A 24587-nucleotide genomic window follows, 5' to 3' on the forward strand; every position below is an offset into this window, starting at 1 on the left:
GTTCCATCGTTAAGGAGACGTCTTTCGATGAAGTGGAACATTGTTCTCAGTACTGTCGTTGTTGCTCTTGCCACCTGCAGCCAGAGCTTTGGTTTTGAACTGTTGGACCGTATGCTCGGTTCGTCGGGCTGTGGCTGCCAAAGCAGCTGCTGCGAAACGAACTGCTGCAAGGTCAAGTGCGTGAAGGTCAAGTGCTGCAAGCCTGCTTGCAACAGCTGCTCGACCGGTTGTGCGGCCGCTGCCCCCACGTGCGGAGCTGCTGCTCCTACGTGTGGCGCTGCTGCTCCGACCTGTGCTGCCGCCCCGACTTGCGGTGCTGCTGCTCCTAGCTGCGGTTGCAACACGGGCTGCAACAGCGGTTGCGGTCACCACCACCTCGGCCGCAAGTGCTGCACGCCTTGCAACAACGGCTGTGGTTGTGGCGCTGCTGCTCCGACTTGTGGTGCTGCTGCTCCGACCTGTGGCGCTGCTGCCCCGACTTGCGGTGCCGCTGCTCCGACCTGTGCCGCTCCTGCTGCTGCCCCGACCTGTGCTGCTGCTCCGACCTGCGGTGCTGCTGCCCCGGCTTGCAACAGCTGCAACACTTGCTGCAAGACCAGCCTGCTCGACCGGTTGTTCCCTTGCTGCAAGAAGTGCCACGGTGGTTGCTTGATCGGTGGTTGCAAGACCAGCTGCTGCAAGCCTGCTTGCGGCAACGGTTGTGGCAACGGCTGCTCGGCTGCTGCTCCGACTTGCGGTGCTGCTGCCCCGACCTGCGGTGCTGCTGCCCCGACTTGTGCCACGCCTGCTCCTGCCCCGGTTGCCCAGCCGACCTGTGCTGGCCCGGCCGCTGCTCCGACCTGTGCTGCTCCGCAGCCAGCTTGTGGCACGGAAGGTCAAACCGCCCCGACCAGCATCGACGCTTCGCCGATGCCGCCGGCCCCGGTTGTTGATCCTTCGGCTTATGTTCCCGCTCAGCGTCGGGTCGTTCACGCCAGCACGAGCTTGGTTCGCTAAGCTAGTGATTGGTACGAGGCTCTGACAAACAAGACGGCCCGTTCGAGCGAAAGCGAGAACGGGCCGTTCTTTGTTTCTTGACCTGCGAGATCCTTTCGCGAACGCAACATCTCTACTGCATCTTCAAGATAAGCAGCACCCCCGGGCTCACCAGGGCGTCGACCTTTTCCCAATCCAGCTTGTCGGTTTCGACTACTGGTTTCGGTCGCGCAGTGCCCGCCGGCAGATGCTCGTCGAGAAACTTCACCAGGTCCGGCGAGGGAACAGCCATGCCGTAGCTGTCTTCGTTCGTAAACATGTTGGTCCGGGTCTTTGCCGTTACCATGCCGACTACGTTTCCCTTGGTGTCGCACAACGGACCGCCGCTGTTGCCGGGGTTCACCAGCAGGTCGAGCGTGATCATCTCTTCGGTCGAGGCATCAGGCAGCTTGGCGACTCGGCCCGTGGTCAGGGTGATCGCCGTCTTCGCCGAGTCGGCTAGCGGATAGCCGAAGGCGGCCACTTCCAAACCGCGGGCGACCTTCACTGGCGCTACTGGAACCGTTTTGATCGTCATGTCGGCGGGAAAATCGACCTTCACCAGGGCCATATCGCGCTCTTCATCCTGGGCAATCACGCGACCGGGGATCGTCGTGTTCTTGAGGTCAGGCAAGCGGACCATCACCTGGCCGCGGCCATCGATGACATGATGGTTCGTCATGATGTACCCCCCCTCGGCGACGACGAAGCCCGTGCCGGCCGAGAGGATCTTATCCTGCTCCATTTCCCGTTTCGCTGCGGCCAGCGTATCTCGCAACTCCTTATTCTTGGGCTTGTAGATCTCCGCGCGGGCCAGATGCTTGCGGGATTCGCCCGGCTGTTGGATCTGTCGAAAGAGCGCTGCCGCAAGCAAATGCATACTAACCGCTCGATCGTCGTCCTTGAATTTGCTGTCATTCAGAAAGGCGTGCAACGGCGCGAGTAGGATCCCGACTCGGCCTGGCCGCAGTTCCCTCAATCCCGTCACGATCTCCGCTTCGACAAAGTATTCGAGTTGCCCTTTCTCGTTGTTGGTGTCGAGCCGCCGCGCAGTTGGGGCCAACTGCTTCACCTCGTCGCCGTAACGCATGATGAGCTTGCGTTCCATCAACCATTTCAAAAACTTCACGGCCGGCTCGAGTGAATCTCCTTGCGCGGCAGCCCACAGCTCATCGCGTTCGATACGCGCAGCCGCCCCTTCGGCCAGATAAACCTGCAAGTTGTTCACTCCCTTTTGCCACTGTGTTTGCAGGTAGTAACTCTTCCCTTTCGAATCGAGCATCACGAGCGCTGGAATGTCTTCCTCGACGGCAAATTCGCGGGCCAAGACAATGTTCCGTTCAATCGCATAAACGTTGCTCAGCGCTCCGGGAGTGCGGGGAAAATCGATGATTACCGGAATGTACGAAGCCTCGATCTCTCGCTTCGTGGCCTCCTGCTGAGTCGCCCGACCGATGGCGATCGATTTCCCATCGACGTCGCTGCAGCTGAAAATGACGAGCAGGTTCTTGTTCTCCTTCTGAGCGTTGTCCTGCGCCATCTGAAAGTTCTGCATAAAGCCATTGAAGCCGTTCACCGGAGTGCCGGCACCATAGGCGCCTTCGCTGTTCGCAGTGGTGTCTGAACCGCCGAAGATCTGCGAGGGGCCGCGCGTCGCCGCCAGCGCATCCTTCTTCCACTCAGGCTTGAACGTCGTCAGCTCGCCCGGCTTGATCGAGACCGTGCCAGAGACCGGCTCGTAGCCGTTGCGTTCGAGCATCACTTTGTGCTCGCCAGCTTTGAGGTCGTAAGTCAGCTCGCCCTTGGTTAGCGCGAGTTGCGTGCGGCCGTCGACCTTCACGCCAAAGCCGCCTTTGCGTTCGGTCTCGGGCCAATCGAGTACGAGCTTGCCGATGCGAGTTCCAGCGGGAGCAGCAGGACCTGCCACAGCCGTCGCGGTGGCCTTGGTCGCCCCTTTGCCGGTTCCCTTGGCCACTTTCGGCGATGGCGATTGCGAAAACATGTAGACAACTGCACCGCCCAGCACGATCAACAGCAGCAACACGCCACCACCGCCGAGCAGCAACGGCAGCGGGATCTTGTTGTTCACCTTCTTGCCGCGTGCCTTGGGCGCTGCGTGAGGTTGGGCGGCACTAGTGTTCGTCGGCGTGCTTGCAGCAGGATTCACTGCTGCAGGCGGCGTGGTATTCAATTGAAAGTCGAAACCGCTGTTGCTGGGCTGATACTCCGCTGGATATTCGGGCGGATAGTCCTCAACAGCCGCTTCCAGCGGCACTTCTGGCGGCGGCGGTGGAGGAGGCGGCGGCGGGGCGGGAGCATTCAACGGACGAGCCGGGGCTGCTTTAACGACTGGCTTGCCGGCCGTCGCCGGCTTGGGGATCGCGCTGCTGCTGGCCGTTGGAACGGGCATGGCGCCGGTTTTCGGCGGAGTTTTAGCCGGCGTTTTCGGTGGTGCTTGCGTCGTGATGCTCGGAACGACGGTGGTGCTGCTGGAGATCGGCGCGTTGGCCGGTGGTTTGTCGGGAGTACCCGCCGGGGCATCGAGCGGCGGCACTTCGACGATCGCCGAACACTTCGGGCAGCGAGCTTTTCGGCCCGCGTACTTAACGTCGATTTTGAATTTCGCCGTGCAGGCCGAACAGCGGCACAAAACTTCCGACATGGTTAGCGAGCCTTTGGAAGCGAACCGGGCAAATAAAAGCAGTCGCCCGGAGCACGATGAGGCCGGCTCCAGGTCCCTCAATTATCTGCGCAGTCGCGCGCCACCGCAAGTTTTTGCAGCGCTAACTATTGTCGCCGATCACACTCGGTGCTCGGTGAATAGAAGTAAACCAGCCGCGCACGCCGAAAGAGCTCCGCGACTTTCGGCGCGGTGGCGAGGGAAGGTGATCGACCACGCGCAGGTCGACGACTGATGCTGCTAGCACTGCAGCGATTCTCAATTGACGCAGGTCGGCGATTCCAAGTACAAACTGCCTTGTATCGTTCCGCAAATTCCGCCGGCATGGAAGTCGGCAGTCGATGGACAAGGACGTCCCGTGACCGCGCATGCGCCGCACAGCCCGTCGCACTCAGGCCCTCAGGGCCACGCGGATGGTCATGCGCAACCGGGCAAGCTTCGCCAACTGCTTGGCGCTCCTGGCCGCCTGATTTCGGCTGCTCGGCACAGCCCCGTGAAGGTCGGCGTGCCACTGGCATTGAGCGTGGTGGCGATCATCGGCGCGCTCGGCGTCGCGACTTTATTCTTTTTCGGCGGCGAAGAAGAAAAAATCACGGCGACGAAAATTCTTGCTCCGCTCGACGACCACGAATACGCAACAGCTCGCGAACAAGCCACCAAACTGCGAGCCGAGAAAGACCTCGACGAGTCGCTGCAAGCGGCTTGCCTGTATGTTCTCGGCAGCATCGTCGCCAGCGAAGCGGAAGAATCGACTCAGCCGACGAACCGCCGCTTGCTCAACTTGATTGCTGCCCGCTACCTCGACCAGTCGCGGCAAATCGCCTTTCCTAAGGGTCGTGAGCCACAAGGCTTGCTCACGCTGGGGCGCTGCTTTTATCGCGCGGGGCGTTTCGCACAGGCCGTGCCGATTCTGAACGATGCGCTCGCGAAAAATCCCGATTCGGCGATCGAAATCGAACAAGAACTCACCGATTGCTATCTCAAGACTACACCGCCGCAGCCCAAGCAGGCCCTCGTACACAACGCGCGCTTGCTGCAGTTGCCGAACTTGTCGCCGCGCGAAAAAGACGCCGCGAACCTGCTCGCTGCGAACATCTATTTTACTGCCAATGATCTGGCCTCCTGCGAGCAAGCGTTGCGGCAGATCGTCGATACCTCTTCGGCGTTTCCCGAAGCTCAAGCACTTGCGGCCCGCGTGCAGTTGCAACGTTTGCCCAAGCCGCAGCCGGGTCAAAAGCTGACCGCCGCCGAACAGCAGCCGTTGCAAACGCTCCTCGCCGAACTGCTGCCCTACGCGGAACGCAAAGGTTTGGAACCTGCCGTTGCGGCCCAACTGAATCTCCTCCTGGCCGAATGTCACGAACGCTTGGGCCAAACGCGCGAAGCAACGGCCCTCTTTGCCAAACTGCGCAAAGCTCACCACGGTTCGCCCGAAGCGGTCGCGGCGACGTTCTTCGAAGCCGATTGGCTCGCCAACGGCGGCCAGGTCGAAGAGTCGCTCCGGCTTTATCGCCGCGGCTTGCAAGAAGCGGGCCCCGCCGAAGCCTACGACAATCGTTGGCTCGGCAAAACCGAAATGCAAAATCGGCTCGGCGTGACGATTCGTCGCTATCAAGATTTGAAGTCCTTCGCCGAAGCGCTCGAGCTGGCCGAAGCCGCAGCGGCCATCATCCCTGTTGCGCAAACGCTGCAATGGCGGGCCGACATCGAACGCAACTGGTCGGCCGATTTCGTCGCACAGATCGCTGGCCGCAGTCGCACTGAACAAGTGCAACTGCAGCATCAGGCCCGCGCTCACCTGCGGGAAGCAGCCAATTACGATCGTGAACTCGCCAAAGAGCGAATCGCCACGCGGTTCTATCCCGATGATCTGCTGCGAGCGGCCAGCACCTTCCTGCAAGGTCACGGCTATCAGCAAGCCGAAGAAACGTTCCGCGAATTTCTCCGTCAGCAGACTCGCTCCGGTCAGCCCGAAGCCCTCGTCGGTCTCGGTCAGGCTCTGGTCGCGCTCGGTCGCACCAGCGAAGCCATGCCGGTCCTCACGCAGGTCCAGCAGCTCTATGAAAAGCATCCAGCCAGCTTCCAGTCGCGCCTCTACGCGGCGACGGCGTTGCAAGAAAAAGGCGATCTCGTCGCCGCCCGCGAAATGCTGAGCACCAATTTGTTCGGCTCCGCGCTCACGCCGCAAAGCGCCGAGTGGCGCGACTCGTTGTTTCTACTCGGGCGGATTCAGTTTCAGCAGGGAATTGAACACGATGCTCGCAGCCGCAATGTGCCACCGCAGGAAACCGAAGAAAAACGCGCCAGCGAAGGTCTCCGTGAAATGGAACTCGCCGCGGCCCACTTCGAAGAAGCCGTGAAGACGCTTACCGAAGCCTCGCAACGTTTTCCAAATGCGCAGCAAACGATTATCGCCAATTACGAAGTGGCCGAAGCCTATCGCCGCGCGGCTCGCTTCCCTCGACATCGTTTGGACATCGTGACGATCGACTCCACTCGGCAAGCGCTCAATCGCCAATTGCAAAACGATTTGACATCAGCCGTGAGCGAATACACGCGACTGATCGAGAAGCTGGCCGACGACAAAGAGAGTCAGCGAGCCTCGGTCGACTTGAAGATTCTCCGCAATTGCTACTTCAATCGGGCCGATGCGTTGTTCGATCTCGGCCGACTCGAAGAAGCGATTCAAGCTTACTCGGCGGCGACCAATCGCTATCAGCACGAGCCCGAAGCTCTCGAAGCTTACGTGCAGATCGCGACCTGTTATCGCCGGTTGCAGCGTTACTCCGAAGCCCGCGGCACGCTCCAGCAAGCCCGCGTGGTGCTGGAACGGATCAAGCCCGATGCCAACTTCGCGGCCACGACCCGTTTCGACCGGCAGCAGTGGTCGCAACTCCTCGAATGGTATAGCGGTTTGTAAAAGGACGATTCGACGACGTATGAACGATCCCAACCTCCTCGCCAACTTGATGGCCCGCAAAACGCAGCTCCTGGAGCTGTTGCGCAAGCTCGGCGCGGCTCAGCTGTCGCTGGTTGACGAAGGAGATATGTCGCGGCTGTTGCAGGTGCTTGGTTCCAAGGATTCGCTCCTCGCCCAACTGCAACTCGTCGAGCGCGAACTCGATCCGTTTCGCGATGAAGATCCCAACCGTCGGCAGTGGGCTTCGCCCGAACTGCGAGCGAGTTGCCGCCGCGATGCCGATCGTTGTGCCGTGCTCCTCACCGAAATCATGGCGATCGAAAAACAATCCGAAGTCGAAATGTCGCGCCGCCGCGACGCGACTGCCGCTCAGTTGCAAGGGATGTACGGCACGCAAGAGGCGCAAGGCGCTTACGTGACCACGCCGTCTGCTTCTTCATCTGCATCCTTCGACCTCAGCATGGAAGGCTAACCGATGAGCGACATGCTGACACAAGAAAGAGAATCAGCCGCGATCATTCCCGACGCTGCCGATCTGCAGATCATTCTCGCCGCTTGGAACGAAGCGACCGATCGTTTGCAGCGCACGCACGAAGCCCTGCAAGCCGAAGTTCGCCGCTTGAGCGATGAGCTGGAAGTGAAAAACCGCGAGCTCGCCCGCCGCAACCGCCTGGCCGATCTCGGGCAGATGGCATCGCATGTGGCACACGAAGTTCGCAACGGCTTGGTGCCGCTGAAGCTCTATCTGAGCTTGCTCAAGCGCCGTGTGCGTGATGATGCGGGGAGCAGCGAAATCGTCGGCAATGTCGAATCTGGTTTCTCCGCGCTCGAAGTCATCGTCAGCGATCTGCTCAATTTCAGCGCTCATCGCGAACCGAAATTTCAGCTCCTGTCGCCGGGCGCCATCGCTCATGACCTGTGTCAGTCGCTGCAACCGCAGTTTGCCGCGCAAGGCATCGAAGCCGATGTCGACGCGCCGCTCGAACTTCGTGCCACGGCCGATGCTGACATGCTCCGCCGCGCTCTGCTCAATCTGATTCTCAACGCCGTCGACGCCATGCCTCAGGGCGGGCAACTCTCGGTGACCGCCCGCACAACGCCGCTGGCTGTGGAAATCGAAGTCGCCGATAACGGCCCCGGTTTGCCCGAGAGCGCGCTTGCTCGACTCTTCGAACCTTTCTTTACGACCAAAAGTAACGGCACGGGCCTGGGTCTGGCGATCGTCGAACGCATCGCCGAAGCCCATGGCGGCCATATCATCGCGGCGAACTGCCCGACCGGCGGCGCTGCTTTCACTCTGTGCCTGCCGCACCAACCCCCGGAACAGGAGACCTAACCATGACCGAGGCTACTGAAACCCTGAGTACTCTCAGCGACAACGCGACGGGACGCATTTGCGTGGTCGACGACAACGCCCGCGCTCGCCAATCGATCGCCGATGTGCTGAAGGCGGCGGGACACGAAGTCTTCATGTGCAGCAGCGGCCGCGAAGTGCTGCAACTGCTCGACAAAGAGTTGATCGACGTCGTCGTCACCGACTTGCAGATGCCGGGCATGACGGGACTCGAACTGATCCGCGCTCTGGAAGCTCGCAAATTCGACGGCCAGGTGGTGATGGTCACCGCCTTCGCCACCGTCGAAGCCGCCGTCGATGCGATGCGTCACGGTGCTTTCGATTTCATCGAAAAGCCCTTCGATGCCGAGCAACTCGAACAACTCGTTGGCCGGGCGCTGCGGCAAGCAGCTCGTAGCGAAACACGTTCGCAAGTGCTGGCCTCGGTTCCCGATTGGCACAACCTGATGATCGGCAACAGCGAGCCGCTGGCCCGCCTCCGTCGCCGCATCGCGCAAGTTGCGCCCACCGATGAGACCGTGCTCATCACCGGCGAAAGTGGCACCGGCAAAGAACTCGTCGCTCGTTGCCTGCATGCGGCCAGCAAGCGTTCGGTTGGCGCCTTTGTGGGACTCAACTGCCCCGCGCTCTCGCCGCAGCTGATGGAAAGCGAACTCTTCGGTCATGAAAAGGGTGCATTCACGAGTGCCGATGCTCCCCGCGTTGGCCGTTTTGAGCTCGCTGATGGCGGCACCATTCTGCTCGACGAAATCACCGAAATCGAACTGCCGCTGCAAGCCAAACTCCTCCGCGTGCTGCAGGAAAAATCCTACGAGCGCGTCGGCAGCAGCCAATCGCGTACGACCAACGTTCGCGTCATCGCTTCGACTAATCGCGACTTGCGGCAGGAAGTTTCGCAGAACCGCTTTCGCCAAGACCTCTACTACCGCCTGGCCGTGGTGCTGCTCGAAGTGCCGCCGCTCCGTCATCGCCTCGGCGATGTGCCGCTGCTCGTCGCGCATGTCGCGAAGCAAGTCGCCAGCCGCATGAATCGCCAACCGGCGGAGTTCTCGTCTTCCGCGCTCGATCTCCTCAGCCACTATCACTGGCCCGGCAATGTGCGCGAGCTCGAAAATCTGGTGACCCGCGCGAGTGTGCTCGCCGGCGACGACCCGATCACGGCTGACGATCTGCGCACCTGGCTGCTCGACGAAGAAACCGCCATCGCTGGCAAAACCACTAATGGCGAAGGCGCCCTGAGCGCTGGCATGAAGCTCGAAGACATGGAACGCAAACTCATCGAAGCCACGCTCGATCACTACGACGGCCATCGTGCCCGCGCTGCTCAGGCGCTCGGCATCGGCATTCGGACATTGACGAACAAATTGCGGTTGTACGGGTATGCACCGCGGGCCAAGGTTTTTGCGAGGGTTGCCTGATGCTGGCAGCAAATCATGCCGCAGCCGATCGGCAACAATTGCCGCTATCACTCCACGCTCGACGTGAGTTTCGCCGAACTGCGCACACCCCCAAGAATTGCCCTTCCACCACCGCACCACTGACTTACGCAATTGCCGACGTCTCGCTAGCCAACCTGCTATCACGCTCTCGGCCCAGCACTTGCACTTCGTGTCGCTCATTGAGCATGAGAAAGGACAACTGATGTTGCCAGGCTTGCTCAGTTCCACGAATATCCCTGTCCTGCAACAAGTGGTGAACTTTTCGCAGGCGCGGCACGGTGTGCTCGCGGGGAACATCGCCAATATCAATACGCCCGGCTATCGCACCCGCGACATGTCGGTGGAGGTTTTCGAAGAGCGTCTGAAAGCTGCCATCGCCGAAGCGAATCGCCCCGGCAACGGTGGCCGACCGATCTCGGCGGGCGACTTGCCGACGAGCCCTGAAGACCCCATGCGGAAGGTCAGCGACTCCCTCACCAACATGCTCTATCACGACGACACAAACATCGACCTCGAACAACAGATCACCGAGATCAACAAGAACCAATACCTGCACAATCTGGCCCTGACGATCATGTCGAACCAGATGCAGTTGCTGCAAACGGCCATCAGCGAACGCGTGTAACGACAATTATTGAACGCTGCGTCCCGCAGCAAGAACACGTACGGAGGACCGCCCATGATTTCCGCCATCGACATCAGCACGAGCGCACTCGTCGCGCAGCGGACTCGGCTCGATGCCGTCTCGGGCAATCTTGCCAACCTCAACTCGCAAACTCGCGGACCGAACGGCGAGATGAGCGCTTACGAAGGTCGTTATGTGATGTTTCAAGTCGATCCCGACAAGTCGACGGGCTACGGCGCTCAAGGCGTCAAAGTATCGTCGGTCGAGACCGAGAAACATGAGCCAAATTATCGTTGGCAACCAGATCATCCGTATGCGATCAAAGATGGCCCCAAGAAGGGCTACGTCGCTTATCCCAAGATCAACATGCAAACCGAAATGGTCGACGCTCTCGTCGCTTCCCGCGCGTACGAAGCCAACCTCGGTGTGATGGAAATCACCAAGAACATGAGTCAGCAAACGCTCCGCATCTTGGGCTAAGACAACTGAGTGCGCATTGTTTGAAGAAGTGAGCCTGGCATGACCCCGATTTCTGCTTCCACTCCGTTTCCCGCTTCGCCGCTGAACATCAGTCAGCTCGGCAAGAGCGCGGGCTTCGCGCCGCAGGCCAATGAACTGGGTGGCGCCGCCGGCGCGCAGCAGCCCTTCAAGAACATGCTGCTCGAGGCGCTCGATCAGGTAAACAACATGCAGCAGGAATCAGACAAGGCCGTGCAGCAACTCGTGACCGGCGACGATGTGAATCCCGCCGAAGTTCTCACTTCGCTGCAGAAGGCCGACATGTCGTTCCGCCTCATGATGCAAGTCCGCAACAAACTCGTCTCCGCGTGGCAGGAGGTGAATAACATTCGGATCTGAGTAATCGCAGCGACTACGCTGGTTTTCGCAGCGAGTACGCTGATTCGCTGTTGCAGGATGCAATAACACCGCAGGACGCACGCCATGGATTTCGTCAACAAACTCTACGCTCAACTCAGCGACATCTTTCGCTCGATGTCGGCTGGTTCACGACTGGCCGTGGGTTTGCTCCTCGCGCTGATCGTCGTCAGCCTGGTCTACTTGTTTCAATATCAAGTGGCTGCCGGTGACGAATATCTTCTCAACGGCCGGGCGTTCTCGGGTTCCGAACTCACTGCTATCGAAGCCGCGTTTGCCAAAGGCAAGCTCGGCAAAAGCGTGGTCGTCGGCAATCAAATCCGCATTCCTCGCGGCCAAAAGCAGCAATACCTCGCCGCCATGGCTGAAGCGCAAGCATTGCCGGCCGACTTCCACAAATACATGACCGATGACTTGAAGGGAGACAATCCGTTCTCCTCGACGCGCTCGCTTGAACTTCGCCGGGCTCATGCCAAAACCAAAGAACTCTCGCTGATCATCTCGCGGATGCGCGGCATCGAATCGGCGACGGTGCAATTCGACGAAGAACAAATGGGTGGTCTCTCGCGGCAGAAAAAGAAGACCGCCATGGTCGCCGTACAATCGGCCGGTGCGCCACTGGAAGAAGATCAGGTGAAGTCGATTCGCAACGTCGTCGCCTCGGCCTACGTTGGCCTCGAACGGCAGAACGTGACGATCACCGATCTCGCAACGCATCACACTTATGGCGGCGGCACAGGCGCTGGCGGCTTTGGCGAAGACGAAAGTCTGTACGCCGCTCACAAAGCCAAGTTCGAACGCGAATGGCAGCGCAAGATTCACGATCAGCTGGCCATGATCCCCGGCGTAATTGTCGGTGTGAATGTCGAGCTCAATCCCGAGTTGCAGCACAGCACGCAAACGATCAAGCTCGATGCCAAACCAACAACGGTTTCGACTCGCGAAAACACCAAGGAAATGACGTCGTCGCAACCGGCTCCTGGTGGTCGGCCTGGCGCCGAATCGAACGGTGTGGCCGGTAACCGTGCAATTGCTGTGAGCGGTAGCGGCAGCGGTGGTCAATCGCAGACCACCGAATCGAGCTCAGAGACGAAGAACGTCCCTGGCCATGAGCAAACGCTCATCAGCAAAGTGCCCCTCGCTCCCTCGCAAGTCACGACCTCAATCGAAGTCCCGGCCAGCTACTACAGCAAGGTCTGGAAGGAACGCCGTCCCGCCGGTCAAAACGGTGAACCCGACGCAGCCGCTCTGGCTCAGATCGAAAACGAAACTCGCAAGCGGATCGAAGAAACGGTTCGCAATCTCTTGCCGCCGGTCGCGCAAGGGACCAATCCTTATCCGCACATCAGCGTGTCGACCTTCACCGATCTCGCTGCGGCCCCGATCATTCCGCCGGCCTTCGCCGACAACGCGCTCGCTTGGCTCTCCGAAAATTGGCAAACGCTGGGCATGATCGGCGCAGGGCTTCTCTGCTTCCTGATGATGCGAAGCATGCTTAACAGCACGGCTTCGGCTGGTGTGGCTGCCAATGTCGCCGAAGCGGCTGCCGCTGGCGGTGGTGCTCCCAATCTGTCGGTCGTCGCCGCCGATGGCGAAGACGAGGCGGATGAAAGCAGCGAGCCGAGCAAAACACCGCGTCTGAAGCGTTTCACCGCGGCTGGCGGTGATTTGAAGAACGAATTGCAGTCGCTGGTGAAAGAAGATCCCGACGCTGCCGCCAATATTCTCCGCACTTGGATCGGCGAAGCCGCTTAACTCCCACCTTGAACTGAAAACCTGAACCTTGAACGCCACTCGCTCAGCTCCGAAACTCACCTCGCTGCAAAAAGCAGCCGTGCTGATCAATGCGCTCGACATGCGGGCTGCCGACGCGCTGCTCGATTCGATGCCGCCGGCGCAAGCCGATCGCGTGCGGGCAGAATTGCTGCAGCTCGACGAAATCCCGGCCGCCCTGCAAGAGGAAGTCATCGCCGAGTTTCTGCAAAGCGGCGGCAAGCTGCCATCGCTCGCAGCCGCTTCAGATCCTGCGGAAGAAGCCGTAGAACTCGAACTGAGTGACGCGGCGCTGCCCCTTGCCGAAACAAATTACGAACCCTCTTACGCGCCGCAACCGCCATTCGCGTTCCTCCGCGATGCCAGTCCCGGTCTGCTCGCCGACTTCCTTCGCCAAGAACATCCGCAAACCGTCGCCGTCATTCTCGCGCATCTCGATCCCGACCAGGCCGCTCGCGTGATGGAACGCTTGCCTGCGGAGCTCAGCACTGAAGCGCTCGCTCGGATGGCCCGCCTCCATCAGCTGTCGGCCGAGATCCTCGCCGATCTCGAAAGCGAAATCCGTCAGCAGTTGCTGCCGCAAATCGAAGCTGAACGCCGCCCGCAAGGCCTCGCCGGTGCGAGCGCGGTGCTGTCGGCTCTCAACGATCCGCTTCGCAAGCGAATGCTCGGCCAACTCGCGCATCGCGATCAAGCTCTTGTTCGCCAGCTCGGTTATCTCGAAGCCAACACCGCTCGGCCTAATCCGGTCACGGCAACGCAAGCCGCAAAGCTTTCACCCCAAGCGATCGTGACGCCAGTCGCCAAAACAGCGCCGGCGCCAATTCGCTTCACACAGCTCACCGAACTGAACGACGCATCGCTCAAGCGAGTCTTCGCCGAAGCCGATCCGCAGATCGTGATTCTCGCCCTCACCGGCGCCGAAGAGCGACTCGTGCAGCGAATTCTCAAACAACTCCCCGCCGCCGATGCCACCGCGCTGCGGCAGCGATTGAATCACCCCGGCCCGCTCCGCCTGCGTGACATCGACGCGGCGCAAGAACAACTCGCTCGGCTCGCCGTCGAGTTGCACGAGATGGGTCTCATCAACCTGCCGTTCCGTCAACTTCCTGAGCACCTCAGCTTGCATACCTAGCACTCCGCAAAAACGAACCACAGCGAATCCGTCATGGCAGGCGTCATCAAAGCAGCGGCAACTCACACCGGCGAAACCGGCGGCCCCGCCGTGCCGTTCCAGTTCGGCGACATGGGTAGCGAATACCTGCAAAAGGTCCGCGCCGAAGCGGCTGCCATCGTCAAGCAAGCTCGCGACGAAGCCGCCAAAGTCAAAGCCACCGCGATGGAAGAAGGTAAAAAAGCCGCCCTCGCCGCCGCAGAAGTTGCGGTCCGCACGCGCATCGATCAGCAACTGCAAACCGTCATTCCCACGTTGCAACAAGCGGTTCAACAGATTCAGCAATCGCGTCTCGCTTGGCAACGCCACTGGGAAGAGCACGCTCTGAAACTGTCGCTTGGTATCGCTGAAAAAGTCATTCGCCATCAAGTCGCGCAACAACCTGCTATCACGCTCGAACTGATTAAAGAAGGTCTCGAATTGGCTCACGGCCAAGAGCGAATTACCGTTCGCTTGAACCCCGCCGATCACGCCGCGCTGGGCGATCGCGTGCTGAAGGTTTCGCAACCGCTCGCGCAACTTGGCAAGGTGCAGGTCGTGCCCGATCCACAAATCACGGCCGGCGGCTGCCGTATCGAAACCGAATTCGGTTCGATCGATCAACGTCTGGAAACGCAACTCACTCGCATTGCTCAAGAACTGGGTGGCAGCACCTAACGAAATATGCCCGATCACCTTTCACAACTGGCCAACATTCTGCCGATCGGCATGACCGGCAGTATCGTGCGCACCGAGGGGCTCGTCGCTGCCGCGGGCGGCTTCCCTGCGCCGATCGGCGCGCTGGCGATGATTCAGCGACAAGCCGGCGAAGACGTCGAAGCCGAAGTCATTGGCTTTCGCGACGGCCACACGTTGCTCTATCCGCTCGGCGAAATGAACGGCGTGCGACCCGGCAGTCGCGTGACCTTGCATCGCACCTCGCGGATCATCGGCGTCGGCAATGAGTTGCTCGGCCGAGTACTCGATGCTCGCGGAAATTGGCTCGACGATCTGCCGCAACCGGTTCTTTCCGAACGCGTGCCCCTCAATCGCAAACCACCACCAGCCCTGAATCGGCCGCGCGTCCATCAGCCGCTCTCGACGGGCGTCCGTGCCATCGATGGCTTGCTGACCTGCGGCATCGGTCAACGCCTTGGCATCTTCGCCGGCTCCGGCGTCGGCAAGAGCGTACTCCTCGGCATGATGTCGAAGTACACCTCAGCCGATGTGAACGTCATCGCCCTGATCGGCGAACGTGGCCGCGAAGTGAATGAGTTCCTCGAACGCGACCTCGGTCCTGCGGGCCTCGCTCGCAGCGTGGTCGTTGTTGCCACCAGCGACGAACCAGCGCTCGTGCGCGTGCAAGCCGCGATGACAGCGACCGCGATCGCCGAGTTTTTTCGCGATCAAGGGAAGAGCGTCCTGCTGATCATGGACTCGCTCACTCGCTTCGCGATGGCCCAGCGAGAGATTGGTCTCGCTGCCGGCGAACCGCCAACCACGAAGGGTTATCCGCCGTCAGTCTTCGCCATGTTGCCGCGACTTGTCGAACGGGCCGGGCGTAACGAGCACGGCAGCATCACTGCGTTTTACTCGGTGCTGGTCGAAGGCGACGACACCAACGAGCCAGTCAGCGATACCGTCCGCGGTTTGCTCGACGGCCACGTGATCTTGTCGCGACGACTCGCCGCGCAGGCCCACTTCCCCGCCATCGATGTACTCGGCAGCATCAGCCGCTTGTTCACCGACATCACGCCGCCGGATCAAAAGGCCGGCGCGCAAGTGATTCGCGAACTTCTCTCGGCTTATCGCGAGCACGAAGACTTGATTTCCATCGGCGCTTATCGCAACGGCGCGAATCCAACGGTCGACATGGCCATCGCGATGCGCGACGAAGTGCAAAAGTACCTGCGGCAAGCCGTCGACGATCGCTCGAGCGTCGAACTCTCGCGAGCCGCGCTCGTGCAACTCGCGCAGAAGTGCCTCGCCAGTAAGAAGCCGACGGTGCAGCCCGGCGCGCAGATCAATCCCGCGAACATTCGCAAAGGAGCCCAGCCGGTCGGCTGATAACGCATGAGCACGTACCGCTTTCGATTGCAGACTGTCCTCCGCCTCCGTTCGGCTGCGCGCGATGAGCGCCGCGCCGAACTCGGCCGCGCACAGCGAGCGTCCGAAGTGCTCCGCGAACAGCAAGACAAAGTCGCCGCCGACATCGTGAGCACCCAAGACGCCACGCGTGAACTGTTGCAGAAGCAAGCCAACTCAACCGGCGGTTTAAACGTCGACAGCCTGCTCAACGCCAATCGCAACGTGATGATGCTCCGCGCACAAGCCGCGCAGCTGGTGCAACAACAAAAGCAAATCGCCGTAGAAATTGGCAAGCGGCAAGCGGCACTGGTCGAAGCCGATCGCGACGTGCGAGTGCTGGAAAAACTGCAAGAAAAGGGCCTGAAAGAGCACGAATTCCGTGAGAACGCGATCGAACAACGCGAGCTGGATGAGATCGCGATCGTCCGCGCCTTCCGTCAGCGGGAGGTCACATGAAAATCGTGGGTTGGCTCGGCGCCGCCGTGGTGGCGTTCTGCGTCGCGACAGTCATTTCGATGGGCGTCCTCGGCGGCATGCTATGGATGAAAGGCGCACTCACGGGCGATCGCTACCTGGCGATCCTGGCTGCGGTGTACGGCATTCCGCAGGATGGTTCGCAGAAGAAGAAGGATGGCAATCAAGAGAAGAATCCCGAGCAGCCATCGCTCGAAGCAGTCGTCGAGCGCCGCGCGCTCGCGAGCCTCGACTTGGATTTGCGGGAGAGTGCGCTTGACAAGTCTCTGCAAGATTTGCGGAACCTCGAATCACAAATCAAGACCGAGCGACAACGGCTCGATCTATGGAAACAGTCGTTCGACAATCGCATCGCGGCGCTCGAAAGCGGCCGCACCGACCAGGCGATCGTTGAACTGCAACAAGCCATCGAAGCGATGCAACCGAAGCAGGCCAAGGATCAGCTACTGCAGATCCTGAACACACCGCCGAAAGCGGCCGACGATCAGCCGATGTCGGACGTGGTCAACCTGCTGAAGAACATGCCGCTCGACAAGCGAAAGAAAATCTTCGCGGAATTCAAACTGCCGGAAGAGACCGAGAAGCTCAGCGAGATCTTGCGAGAGATCCGCCTCGGTACGCCGGAAAGCGAACTCCTCCGCGACACCCGCAAACAGCTGCAACAGCAACTCAATCCCAAAAAACCCAACGCACCAGCAGGCAACACGCCATGAACATTCGCGGAACCGATCCCACCGCGCTCTCTGCCGTGACTGACCTGTTCGTCACGCCGTCAACCGCGCGCGATGGCAGCGCGCCGGACTTTCAACGCGCACTGTCGCCACCACCGAAGCCGAGCGCTCCTGCGCAATCCGCACCGTCGCGTGATACCACGAAGCGCGACGCGCCCACCAAGTCAAACCAACCCGCCGATGGTTGCCGCGCGGCCGATCAACATTCGGATCACGACGACACGACTGACGAAACGACCACAACTGCCGCCGATGGCAATGACCAGCCAGTTGCGCAAAATGTGGATAAAACTGGCAAAAAAGACGCCGAAGCTCCGGCCGCCGAAGACGCCCAGGAAACCAGCAAAGACGCCGCTGCAGCCCTCGCCGTGGCAGCCGCTGCGGTCGTCGAGAAGCCGCTGCCGGAGCAAAAAGCAACGCAGATCAATCCCGAGCTGACAGGCGAAACTACCGCTGCTGAAGAAGAAGCTGCGCCCGCCGAAGAGCCTGCCACAGGGATCATCGCGCAGCCTGCCGTCGGCGAAACGCTGGTCGCTGCCACAGCAACCGAATTGTCGGTGACCCAAAAAGTAGCTGCCGGCACCGAAGCCATCGCCGAAGTTGCCGTTGGCGAAGAGCCGACGGAACCAGCCACCGCCGAAGGCTCGGAGCAACCTGCCGCCGGCATCGGCGTGATGCCCAGCGCGCTCCAGTCGCAAGCCACAACAACCGCCAAAGCAAATGCGGCGCGCACCTCTCCAGCCAAATCGGCGGTTACGACCGATGATCGCGCCAAACATTTGAAAGCGACTGGTGACACCAAGACTTCCGAGGCGACTCCGGAAGCCACGTCAGTAGAAACGGATCTGGCAGCCGCTGCTGCTCCGGCGAATGATGCAGAAGATAAAGGCGAGCGAAAGTCAAAAGAGCTCGAGCTCCCCAGCCTGACCACGCCGCTCACTCCAGCCGTTCCACCGCCGAGCGAAGTGGCCGCCGCCGTCGATCTGAAAGTCGAAACCAGCACACCACCGGCGGCAGAGGCACCCGCCGTTCCTGATTTGCAGGCTGGACAGCAGCAACAGGCCCCCGACACAGCCAAGCTCACCACGACACAGCCCCTCGCCAACCAAGCCATCACGCAGCGACTCCCGGCCCATGCAGTGATGCGCACGACTCCGCAGCAGCCCACTCCGCCGCCGTTGCATGTCGACGCCGCGCGATTCTTGCAGCGTGTATCGAAAGCCTTTGAAGTGGCTAGCGAACGGGGCGGCGAAATCCGCCTTCGTTTGAGTCCACCCGAACTCGGCGCGCTGCGGGTCGAAGTGAATATGAGCGAGCACGGTCTCGCCGCGCGTGTCGAAGTCGAAAACAGCGACGCGCGAGCGATTCTGCTGGAGAACCTTCCCGCGCTCCGTGAACGACTGGCCGAGCAGGGAATGAAGCTCGAGAAGTTCGACGTCGATCTCTCGCAGCGTGAGCCCGATCAGCAGATGAATCAGCAGTTTTCCGATCAACCGCGCGACCGCAATCCAGCGCGCGAGACACGCCCGATGATCACTGCCGTCAAAACGACCTCATCCACACCGACCACCACCAATTCAACTCCCACCAGCGGTTGGCAAGATCGCCAGCTGAACGTGATTGTTTAGTCCTTTGCCAAACCAACCGCAGACAAGGAAGTCCGCATGGCCACTACACCCGTCGCACCAACCGGCAGTTCCGCCAACAGCCCGACCGATCCTGCCAAGAAGCCGAAGGATCTGAAGGACCTCGATATCAATCAGTTCCTGCAGATCATGATCTCGGAACTGACAAATCAGGATCCGCTCAATCCGATGGATAACAACGAGCTGGTGCAGCAGATCGGCTCGATCCGCAACATTGCGGCCACCGACAAACTGTCGAATTCGCTTGACCAGGTGCAATCGGGCCAGAGCTTGAGCACGGCCAGCAGCTTGATCGGCAAAAAGGTTTCTGCGCTGACCGACAAAGCCGAGAACATCGAAGGTGTCGTCGAGAGAGTTTCGATCGATGTCGACGAAGACGACAACACGAAACGAACCTATCGCGTGCACGTCAATGGCCAAGACATCGACTTGAAGAACGTGCGCGAAGTCCTGCCGTCGTAAGAAGAGCAGTTCTGAGTTTTGAGTGGTGAGTTCTGAGACAGGAAATCTGTCCCAGCTCTAGCTCTTGTCTCAGAACTCAAAACTCCCCACTCAGAACTTTAAAACATCTCCCCCTCGGAGCTTTTACTAATGGGTCTAGCATCCGCACTCACCACTGCCCTCACCGGTATGACGGCTGCCGAAACGCAGGTCGACGTCGTCGGCAATAACCTGGCCAACTCGCAGACGGTCGGCTTTAAAGCATCGACTTCGGTCTTTGCGACGCAGTTTTTGCAGACGCAAAGCTTGGGTTCATCGCCCACACCGGGCCAGGGTGGTACGAACCCGCGGCAAACGGGTCTCGGTACTCGCGTCGCCGAAATCACACCCGACTTCACGCAAGGGACAATCGAGGTCAGCTCCAATTCGTCGGATCTCGCGATCCAAGGGGATGGCTTTTTCATCGTCGCCGGTTCGCAAGGCGAACAGCTTTACACCCGCAACGGCCAGTTCAAAACCAACTCCAATAATGAACTGGTGACCACGACGGGTCAGCGCGTGCTGGGCTACGGTGTCGACGATCAATTCGAAATTCAAACGACCACGCTCACGCCGATCAGCATTCCGCTCGGTTCGGCGGCAGTGGCTCAGGCGACACAAAACGTCTTCATGCAAGGCGTGCTCTCGCCTTCGGGCGACGTTGCCAATACGGCTGGTGTAACTCAAAGCGCCACGCTCGGCGATACAGCGATTCCTCGGCCCGATCTGACGGGTGTGAGCGTGAACGTGGCCGCGACGCCCGATGCGAGCGGCGTGACCCGGACGACTACCGAAGGCGCTGGTACACATGCGGAAGGAGCGACTTACCGTTATCGCTTTACGTATGTCGATGACAGCGGCAATGAGTCGATGGCTTCGAACGAAGTGAGCTACACGGTGCCGGTCGGCGACGGTCTGGCCAACAACGCCATCAACCTTGGTTCATTGCCCCCCGCGCAACCGGGTTATTCGCAGGTGAAGATTTATCGCACGGCTGCGGGCGGTTCAAATTTCTTCGAACTCGCCACGACCACTGCTGGTGGCAGCTACACCGACACCAATGCCGTGCCGCTGTCGGCGAACGCGCTCGACAATACTTCGATCAACGGCAACTACAGCTACCTGGTTACTTACTCGCGCCTGGGTGAAGAAGAAAGCCGGCCGTCGGAACTGCTCGGCCCGCAGAACATCGTCAACGGTCGCGTGCAGCTCAGCAATTTGCCGACGCCGCCGTCGCCTGGTCCTGGTGGCGGTTTTCCGGCTTACGACACGGTCCGCATCTATCGCAATCTGGCCGGCGACAGCAGCCGTTATTACCTCGTGGGCGAGGTAGCGCCTGGTGAAGACTTCACCGATAATGCCACCGATGCGCAGATCTCTGACCTGTCGATTTCAGGCAATAAAGAGATCGATCTCGATGGCCCCAAGCTCGACAGCAATACGCTGCTCGTGAACGTCATCAAGCGCGACGGCCTCGATTACGAAAACATGTTTCAGGTTGGCACACTCGATTTCACGGCCCGCAAAGGTGGCCGCACGCTGTCGCCCAAGTCGTTCGAAATCACGTCGACTTCGACCGTGCAGGACCTGATCGACTTCATGCAGGAAGCGACCGGCATTCAAACCGCGCTCGACGATCCGCAGCATCCAATCCCTGGTTCGCTGAATAACATCCCTGGCGAAACTACGCAGCTGTCGCCCGGCATTACGATTAAGGATGGTAAGATCCGCATCGTGTCGAACAACGGCGTGAACAACGACGTGCAGATCGATATCTCGAGCTTCCGCATCACCACGCCAGGCGGTGATGTGGTCACGCCGAATGCGGGCTTCGGTACGATTCAGCAGCCCAAGGGGCAGAGCACGGTCGCCGACTTTGTGGTCTACGATTCGCTCGGTATTCCGCTCAACGTACGCGTCACTGCTGTGCTCGAATCGGTCAGCGACTCGGCGACCACCTATCGCTGGTTTGCCGATGCTTCGCAAAACAGTCCCACCAGCGGCGGTGAGATTGCGGTCGGCACGGGACTCGTTACGTTCGATGGCAAAGGTAGCTTCGTCAATACGACGAACGACCGCGTCACCATTCAGCGCCGCAACATTCCTTCGTCGGATCCGCTCGAATTCGCGATCGACTTCACGTCGGTCTCCGGCCTCGCCCAAGCCAATAGCTCGCTGGCAGCCGCCCGACAAGACGGTTCGTCGGCTGGTACGCTCAGCAGTTACATCATCGGCGAAGACGGCACGATTCGCGGTGTGTTTAGCAGCGGTGTGACACGCGACCTTGGTCAGCTCCGTCTCGCTCGTTTCGCCAACCCCGCCGGTCTCGAGCAGAAGGGGCAAAACACCTTCAGCCAAGGTGTGAACTCCGGCCTGCCCGTCGAAGGCAATCCGGGTGACGATGGCACGGGCAAGATCATTGCCGGTGCGGTGGAACTTTCGAACACCGACATCGGTAAGAACCTGATCGACCTCGTGCTCGCCACGACTCAATACCGTGGCAACGCCCGCGTCATCACGACTGCTCAGCAGTTGCTCGATGAATTGCTCAACATCCGCCGGTAATCAAACTCCTCACTCCCTCTCCTCGGTACTCCGGGGAGAGGGTTGGGGTGAGGGGCTGATGCTCGGATAATCTCCCCCTTTGCTCGATGATTGAAATTCGCGAAACGCAGCGATCGCTCACATGATTAAGTTAACCCGCCTCGACGGCGAACCATTCATCCTCAACGCCGAGTTGATTCGCTACATCGAATCGCGACCTGATACGTTCGTGACGCTGACGTCGGGCGACCGGATGATCGTGCGCGAGCCGATGGACGAAGTCATGCAGCGGGCCGTGCGCTATCAGCAGTCGAAGTTCCTCTTGCCGCCGCAACCGACGGCTCGAGTCAGCGCGAGCAAGGAGACTGCATAATGGATATGGCAACGGTAATGGGCCTGGTCCTGGCGGTCGGCATGATTGGCGCTTCGGTCACGATGAGCGGCGGCTCGCCCACCGCGTTTTATGATTCCGCTGCCATCGCGATGGTCGGCGGCGGCATGGCGGCGGCGCTGCTCCTCTGCTTTCCGATCAGCACCGTGATGAAGTTGCCGTCGGTTCTCTTTCGGCTCCTCTTTCCTCAAGTCGCCAACGTTCGCGGCCTCGTCGATGAGCTCACGCGCCTCGCCGATGTCGCGCGGCGAGATGGCTTGCTGGCGATCGAACATCGCAAAGATGAAATCGCCCATCCCTTCATTCGCCTCGGCGTGGAACTCGCCGTCGATGGCACTCGGCCGGAGATGCTCGAGGAAGTGTTGCGGAGCGAAATCGACGCTCTCGGCCGTCGGCATCGCGAAGGAAAAGGAATGCTCGATCAACTGGGGCGTTCGGCGCCGGCCTTTGGTCTGATCGGCACGTTGCTCGGGCTGATCGTGATGCTCGGCAACATCAGCGATCCGGCCAGCATCGCCGGCGGCATGGCCGTGGCGCTGATCACCACTTTGTATGGCGCTGTTCTCTCGACCGCATCGATCCTACCGATGGCAGAGAAGCTCGCTTATTACAGCCGGCAGGAAATGCTGCAGCGCGAAATCATCGTCCGCGGCATTCTCGCCATTCAAGCCGGTGATCATCCGCGACTCATCGCGCAGCGACTGCAGGTTTATCTCCCGCCGGGCCAACGAGGCGATGGCCGATGAACCAGCACCTGATGAATGACGACACCGAGCGCGCACCGGTCTGGCTGATCACGTACAGCGATTTGATGACGTTGCTACTGGTAATGTTCGTGCTGCTGTTTTCGCTCAGCGAATTCAAGCAAACCGAAAAGTTCCAGGGAGTCGCCCGTTCGATCCACGCCAAGTTCGGCCACACCGATGAGAAGGAAGCGGTGGCGAGTACGCAGGCGGTACTCAGCGGAAATCTCCGCGCTGGATTCGAACGCCGGGCCGCCCTCTTGTTGCCGTCTCCGTGAAGGCCCGCACTCTTCGCCACCGTAGCAGTCTTAAATCCGCGCGGTGGAATATATAACAGGTTATCGAATTCTCTTCGCTTCCGGCAACAAGTTGACAGTCAACATCTTGCGACCAAAACAGATGGTTATAACGGGCCATGCCTATAACCTTTTTATAACCAGCGACGATCATTCGCGAGCGAATCAATCGCTTCCGCAGCAGTGATCGATTGGTTCCTCTCAGCGCGCACCGGTAGCGCCGCGACTGCTGTCGTTTTCAAAAAACATCGACCAAAGTGAGAAAGAACACTCGCCAATTAAAGGCGAATGTAGCGACAACTTAGGTCAGAGGTGCGCACAAAAGGCAACCGTTCACGCTGGCACTGATTTCGGGAGGGCGAGGCTCCCGCCGAGCCGCCGAGGTGAAATTGCGAAGGCCGTCAACGACTGCTTTCCACCGGCGCGGCTCGGCGGGAGCCTCGCCCTCCCGTGGCAACCGGAAGCCTTACTGCTTTTCTTCATTCAGCTGCTTCACTCGCCTCAGCAATTCATTGCCGCTGGGGCGGTCGGCGGAGCCTTTCTTGGCGACGTAGGCAAACCGCAGGTCTCCTGATTTGTCGATGATGAACGACGCGGGGCGCGCGAGATGATCGCGCAGGCCGAGCTTATCGACGGCTTGGAGTTTGACATCGAGCAGAATCGGAAACGCCGGCTCTTCGCCTGGTTTTTTGACCGTGTTGCGCAATGTGACGGCATCGACATTTTGCGTGAGTTCGGTCACCGGAAAGACGAGTAGCACGGCGGCATCTTCCTTGATGAATTCCGGCATGCAATTGGCGATGCCTGTGGCCTGGGTGGAGCAATACGGACAGACGTTCGGCAATTGCGGCAGCTGCGGCCCTTTGCTGCGAGCTGGCACGGCAGCCATCGAACCGCGGGTAAAGACGATCACCAGGTGTTGCTTCCCTTGCCGCTCGCGCAGCGACACAGGCTGGCCCTGCTCATCGACCAGTGGCATGTCGAGCAGTTGCGCAGCCGTGACGTTGTCCTGATTCGATTCGACGGGCCCTTCGAGAACCTCGAATGTATAGGCCGGAGCCGGTCGAAGCTGCTGATAGAGATACCAACCGACAACCGCGAGCGCGATCAATGCCACGGTGGCGAGCACTGCGTCCTTGATCGATGAACCGGCGCGCTTGCCGCCGGCAGGCGTCGAGTTTGACGTGGTCACAGCTTCCTCCTTTTTGTAACCGTTCACGCTCGCTGGCGACGCGGGCAATTGCCCGGGAGGGCGAGGCTCCCGCCGAGCCGCGGCGGTCGAAAGCAGTCGCCGGCAGCCACAGCATGTCAACCTCGGCGGCTCGGCGGGAGCCTCGCCCTCCCGAATTTCGGCAGGACT

General features: G+C 60.1%; 22 protein-coding genes. 20 read left to right on the forward strand and 2 right to left on the reverse strand.

The window, feature by feature from the left end:
* Positions 1-27 precede the first annotated feature (27 nt).
* Entirely contained in the window at positions 28-996 is a 969-nt protein-coding gene (locus M9Q49_RS25155) for a hypothetical protein (RefSeq protein WP_254512042.1), read from the forward strand.
* Positions 997-1108: 112 nt separating this feature from the next.
* Here the strand turns inward: M9Q49_RS25155 and M9Q49_RS25160 are convergent, their stop codons facing one another.
* On the reverse strand, positions 1109-3676 hold the full coding sequence (locus tag M9Q49_RS25160) for a trypsin-like peptidase domain-containing protein (protein ID WP_254512044.1): 2568 nt from the start codon (positions 3674-3676) through the stop codon (positions 1109-1111).
* 376 nt (positions 3677-4052) lie between these two features.
* Here M9Q49_RS25160 and M9Q49_RS25165 point away from each other — a divergent pair, with 376 nt between their 5' ends.
* The 19 genes from M9Q49_RS25165 to M9Q49_RS25255 all read left to right on the forward strand — a co-directional run bounded on the left by M9Q49_RS25165 (position 4053) and on the right by M9Q49_RS25255 (position 23209).
* Positions 4053-6614, forward strand: a complete 2562-nt coding sequence (locus M9Q49_RS25165) for a tetratricopeptide repeat protein (RefSeq protein ID WP_254512045.1) — start codon at positions 4053-4055, stop codon at positions 6612-6614.
* Between the two features lie 19 nt (positions 6615-6633).
* On the forward strand, positions 6634-7086 hold the full coding sequence (locus M9Q49_RS25170) for a hypothetical protein (protein WP_254512047.1): 453 nt from the start codon (positions 6634-6636) through the stop codon (positions 7084-7086).
* Positions 7087-7089: 3 nt separating this feature from the next.
* Positions 7090-7950, forward strand: a complete 861-nt coding sequence (locus M9Q49_RS25175; protein WP_254512049.1) for a sensor histidine kinase — start codon at positions 7090-7092, stop codon at positions 7948-7950.
* A gap of 2 nt (positions 7951-7952) precedes the next feature.
* Positions 7953-9386, forward strand: a complete 1434-nt coding sequence (locus tag M9Q49_RS25180) for a sigma-54-dependent transcriptional regulator (RefSeq protein ID WP_254512050.1) — start codon at positions 7953-7955, stop codon at positions 9384-9386.
* Positions 9387-9609: 223 nt separating this feature from the next.
* Positions 9610-10032, forward strand: a complete 423-nt coding sequence (locus M9Q49_RS25185; protein ID WP_254512052.1) for a flagellar basal body rod protein FlgB — start codon at positions 9610-9612, stop codon at positions 10030-10032.
* Between the two features lie 54 nt (positions 10033-10086).
* The gene (flgC, locus tag M9Q49_RS25190) at positions 10087-10512 is read left to right on the forward strand and encodes a flagellar basal body rod protein FlgC (RefSeq protein ID WP_254512054.1); all 426 of its coding nucleotides are present in this window, start codon (positions 10087-10089) and stop codon (positions 10510-10512) included.
* Positions 10513-10551: 39 nt separating this feature from the next.
* The gene (fliE, locus tag M9Q49_RS25195; protein ID WP_254512055.1) at positions 10552-10890 is read left to right on the forward strand and encodes a flagellar hook-basal body complex protein FliE; all 339 of its coding nucleotides are present in this window, start codon (positions 10552-10554) and stop codon (positions 10888-10890) included.
* Between the two features lie 84 nt (positions 10891-10974).
* Positions 10975-12663 (forward strand): hypothetical protein, encoded by a 1689-nt coding sequence (locus tag M9Q49_RS25200; protein ID WP_254512057.1) that lies wholly within the window; start codon positions 10975-10977, stop codon positions 12661-12663.
* A 28-nt stretch (positions 12664-12691) separates the two neighbouring features.
* On the forward strand, positions 12692-13816 hold the full coding sequence (locus M9Q49_RS25205) for a FliG C-terminal domain-containing protein (protein ID WP_254512058.1): 1125 nt from the start codon (positions 12692-12694) through the stop codon (positions 13814-13816).
* Positions 13817-13849: 33 nt separating this feature from the next.
* Positions 13850-14512 carry a FliH/SctL family protein gene (locus M9Q49_RS25210; protein ID WP_254512059.1) on the forward strand — a complete coding sequence of 221 codons (663 nt, stop codon included), beginning with the start codon at positions 13850-13852 and terminating at the stop codon, positions 14510-14512.
* A gap of 6 nt (positions 14513-14518) precedes the next feature.
* On the forward strand, positions 14519-15901 hold the full coding sequence (locus M9Q49_RS25215; protein WP_254512060.1) for a FliI/YscN family ATPase: 1383 nt from the start codon (positions 14519-14521) through the stop codon (positions 15899-15901).
* Between the two features lie 6 nt (positions 15902-15907).
* Complete coding sequence (gene fliJ, locus M9Q49_RS25220; RefSeq protein WP_254512061.1) at positions 15908-16378, forward strand: flagellar export protein FliJ; 471 nt, start codon at positions 15908-15910, stop codon at positions 16376-16378.
* Positions 16375-17109 (forward strand): hypothetical protein, encoded by a 735-nt coding sequence (locus tag M9Q49_RS25225; protein ID WP_254512062.1) that lies wholly within the window; start codon positions 16375-16377, stop codon positions 17107-17109. The genes fliJ and M9Q49_RS25225 overlap by 4 nt, the downstream gene beginning before the upstream one ends.
* Positions 17106-18755, forward strand: coding sequence for a flagellar hook-length control protein FliK (locus M9Q49_RS25230; protein WP_254512063.1), 1650 nt, complete (start codon positions 17106-17108; stop codon positions 18753-18755). The genes M9Q49_RS25225 and M9Q49_RS25230 overlap by 4 nt, the downstream gene beginning before the upstream one ends.
* 36 nt (positions 18756-18791) lie before the next feature.
* A complete protein-coding gene (locus M9Q49_RS25235; protein WP_254512064.1) occupies positions 18792-19235 on the forward strand; it encodes a flagellar hook assembly protein FlgD in 444 nt (147 codons plus the stop codon).
* A gap of 129 nt (positions 19236-19364) precedes the next feature.
* Positions 19365-21818 (forward strand): flagellar hook-basal body complex protein, encoded by a 2454-nt coding sequence (locus M9Q49_RS25240; protein WP_254512065.1) that lies wholly within the window; start codon positions 19365-19367, stop codon positions 21816-21818.
* Positions 21819-21939: 121 nt separating this feature from the next.
* Positions 21940-22170 carry a flagellar FlbD family protein gene (locus tag M9Q49_RS25245; protein WP_254512066.1) on the forward strand — a complete coding sequence of 77 codons (231 nt, stop codon included), beginning with the start codon at positions 21940-21942 and terminating at the stop codon, positions 22168-22170.
* Positions 22170-22934: a motility protein A gene (locus tag M9Q49_RS25250; protein ID WP_254512067.1), complete on the forward strand. Its 765-nt coding sequence runs from the start codon at positions 22170-22172 to the stop codon at positions 22932-22934. The genes M9Q49_RS25245 and M9Q49_RS25250 overlap by 1 nt, the downstream gene beginning before the upstream one ends.
* Complete coding sequence (locus tag M9Q49_RS25255; protein WP_254512068.1) at positions 22931-23209, forward strand: flagellar motor protein MotB; 279 nt, start codon at positions 22931-22933, stop codon at positions 23207-23209. Before M9Q49_RS25250 ends, M9Q49_RS25255 begins: the two co-directional genes overlap by 4 nt.
* 484 nt (positions 23210-23693) lie before the next feature.
* On the opposite strand, the gene M9Q49_RS25260 is transcribed toward M9Q49_RS25255, so the two are convergent.
* Positions 23694-24419, reverse strand: a complete 726-nt coding sequence (locus tag M9Q49_RS25260) for a redoxin domain-containing protein (RefSeq protein WP_254512069.1) — start codon at positions 24417-24419, stop codon at positions 23694-23696.
* Positions 24420-24587: the final 168 nt, after the last annotated feature.

It is taken from the genome of Anatilimnocola floriformis, from assembly GCF_024256385.1.
GTDB lineage: Bacteria > Planctomycetota > Planctomycetia > Pirellulales > Pirellulaceae > Anatilimnocola > Anatilimnocola floriformis.

Excerpts from the sequence above, each read along its gene's own strand:
- M9Q49_RS25155 (WP_254512042.1), top strand. The coding sequence starts at position 28 with ATGAAGTGGAACATTGTTCTCAGTACTGTCGTTGTTGCTCTTGCCACC.
- M9Q49_RS25160 (WP_254512044.1), bottom strand. The coding sequence starts at position 3,676 with ATGTCGGAAGTTTTGTGCCGCTGTTCGGCCTGCACGGCGAAATTCAAA.
- M9Q49_RS25170 (WP_254512047.1), top strand. The coding sequence starts at position 6,634 with ATGAACGATCCCAACCTCCTCGCCAACTTGATGGCCCGCAAAACGCAG.
- M9Q49_RS25175 (WP_254512049.1), top strand. The coding sequence starts at position 7,090 with ATGAGCGACATGCTGACACAAGAAAGAGAATCAGCCGCGATCATTCCC.
- M9Q49_RS25180 (WP_254512050.1), top strand. The coding sequence starts at position 7,953 with ATGACCGAGGCTACTGAAACCCTGAGTACTCTCAGCGACAACGCGACG.
- M9Q49_RS25185 (WP_254512052.1), top strand. The coding sequence starts at position 9,610 with ATGTTGCCAGGCTTGCTCAGTTCCACGAATATCCCTGTCCTGCAACAA.
- flgC (WP_254512054.1), top strand. The coding sequence starts at position 10,087 with ATGATTTCCGCCATCGACATCAGCACGAGCGCACTCGTCGCGCAGCGG.
- fliE (WP_254512055.1), top strand. The coding sequence starts at position 10,552 with ATGACCCCGATTTCTGCTTCCACTCCGTTTCCCGCTTCGCCGCTGAAC.
- M9Q49_RS25200 (WP_254512057.1), top strand. The coding sequence starts at position 10,975 with ATGGATTTCGTCAACAAACTCTACGCTCAACTCAGCGACATCTTTCGC.
- M9Q49_RS25210 (WP_254512059.1), top strand. The coding sequence starts at position 13,850 with ATGGCAGGCGTCATCAAAGCAGCGGCAACTCACACCGGCGAAACCGGC.
- M9Q49_RS25215 (WP_254512060.1), top strand. The coding sequence starts at position 14,519 with ATGCCCGATCACCTTTCACAACTGGCCAACATTCTGCCGATCGGCATG.
- fliJ (WP_254512061.1), top strand. The coding sequence starts at position 15,908 with ATGAGCACGTACCGCTTTCGATTGCAGACTGTCCTCCGCCTCCGTTCG.
- M9Q49_RS25225 (WP_254512062.1), top strand. The coding sequence starts at position 16,375 with ATGAAAATCGTGGGTTGGCTCGGCGCCGCCGTGGTGGCGTTCTGCGTC.
- M9Q49_RS25230 (WP_254512063.1), top strand. The coding sequence starts at position 17,106 with ATGAACATTCGCGGAACCGATCCCACCGCGCTCTCTGCCGTGACTGAC.
- M9Q49_RS25235 (WP_254512064.1), top strand. The coding sequence starts at position 18,792 with ATGGCCACTACACCCGTCGCACCAACCGGCAGTTCCGCCAACAGCCCG.
- M9Q49_RS25240 (WP_254512065.1), top strand. The coding sequence starts at position 19,365 with ATGGGTCTAGCATCCGCACTCACCACTGCCCTCACCGGTATGACGGCT.
- M9Q49_RS25245 (WP_254512066.1), top strand. The coding sequence starts at position 21,940 with ATGATTAAGTTAACCCGCCTCGACGGCGAACCATTCATCCTCAACGCC.
- M9Q49_RS25250 (WP_254512067.1), top strand. The coding sequence starts at position 22,170 with ATGGATATGGCAACGGTAATGGGCCTGGTCCTGGCGGTCGGCATGATT.
- M9Q49_RS25255 (WP_254512068.1), top strand. The coding sequence starts at position 22,931 with ATGAACCAGCACCTGATGAATGACGACACCGAGCGCGCACCGGTCTGG.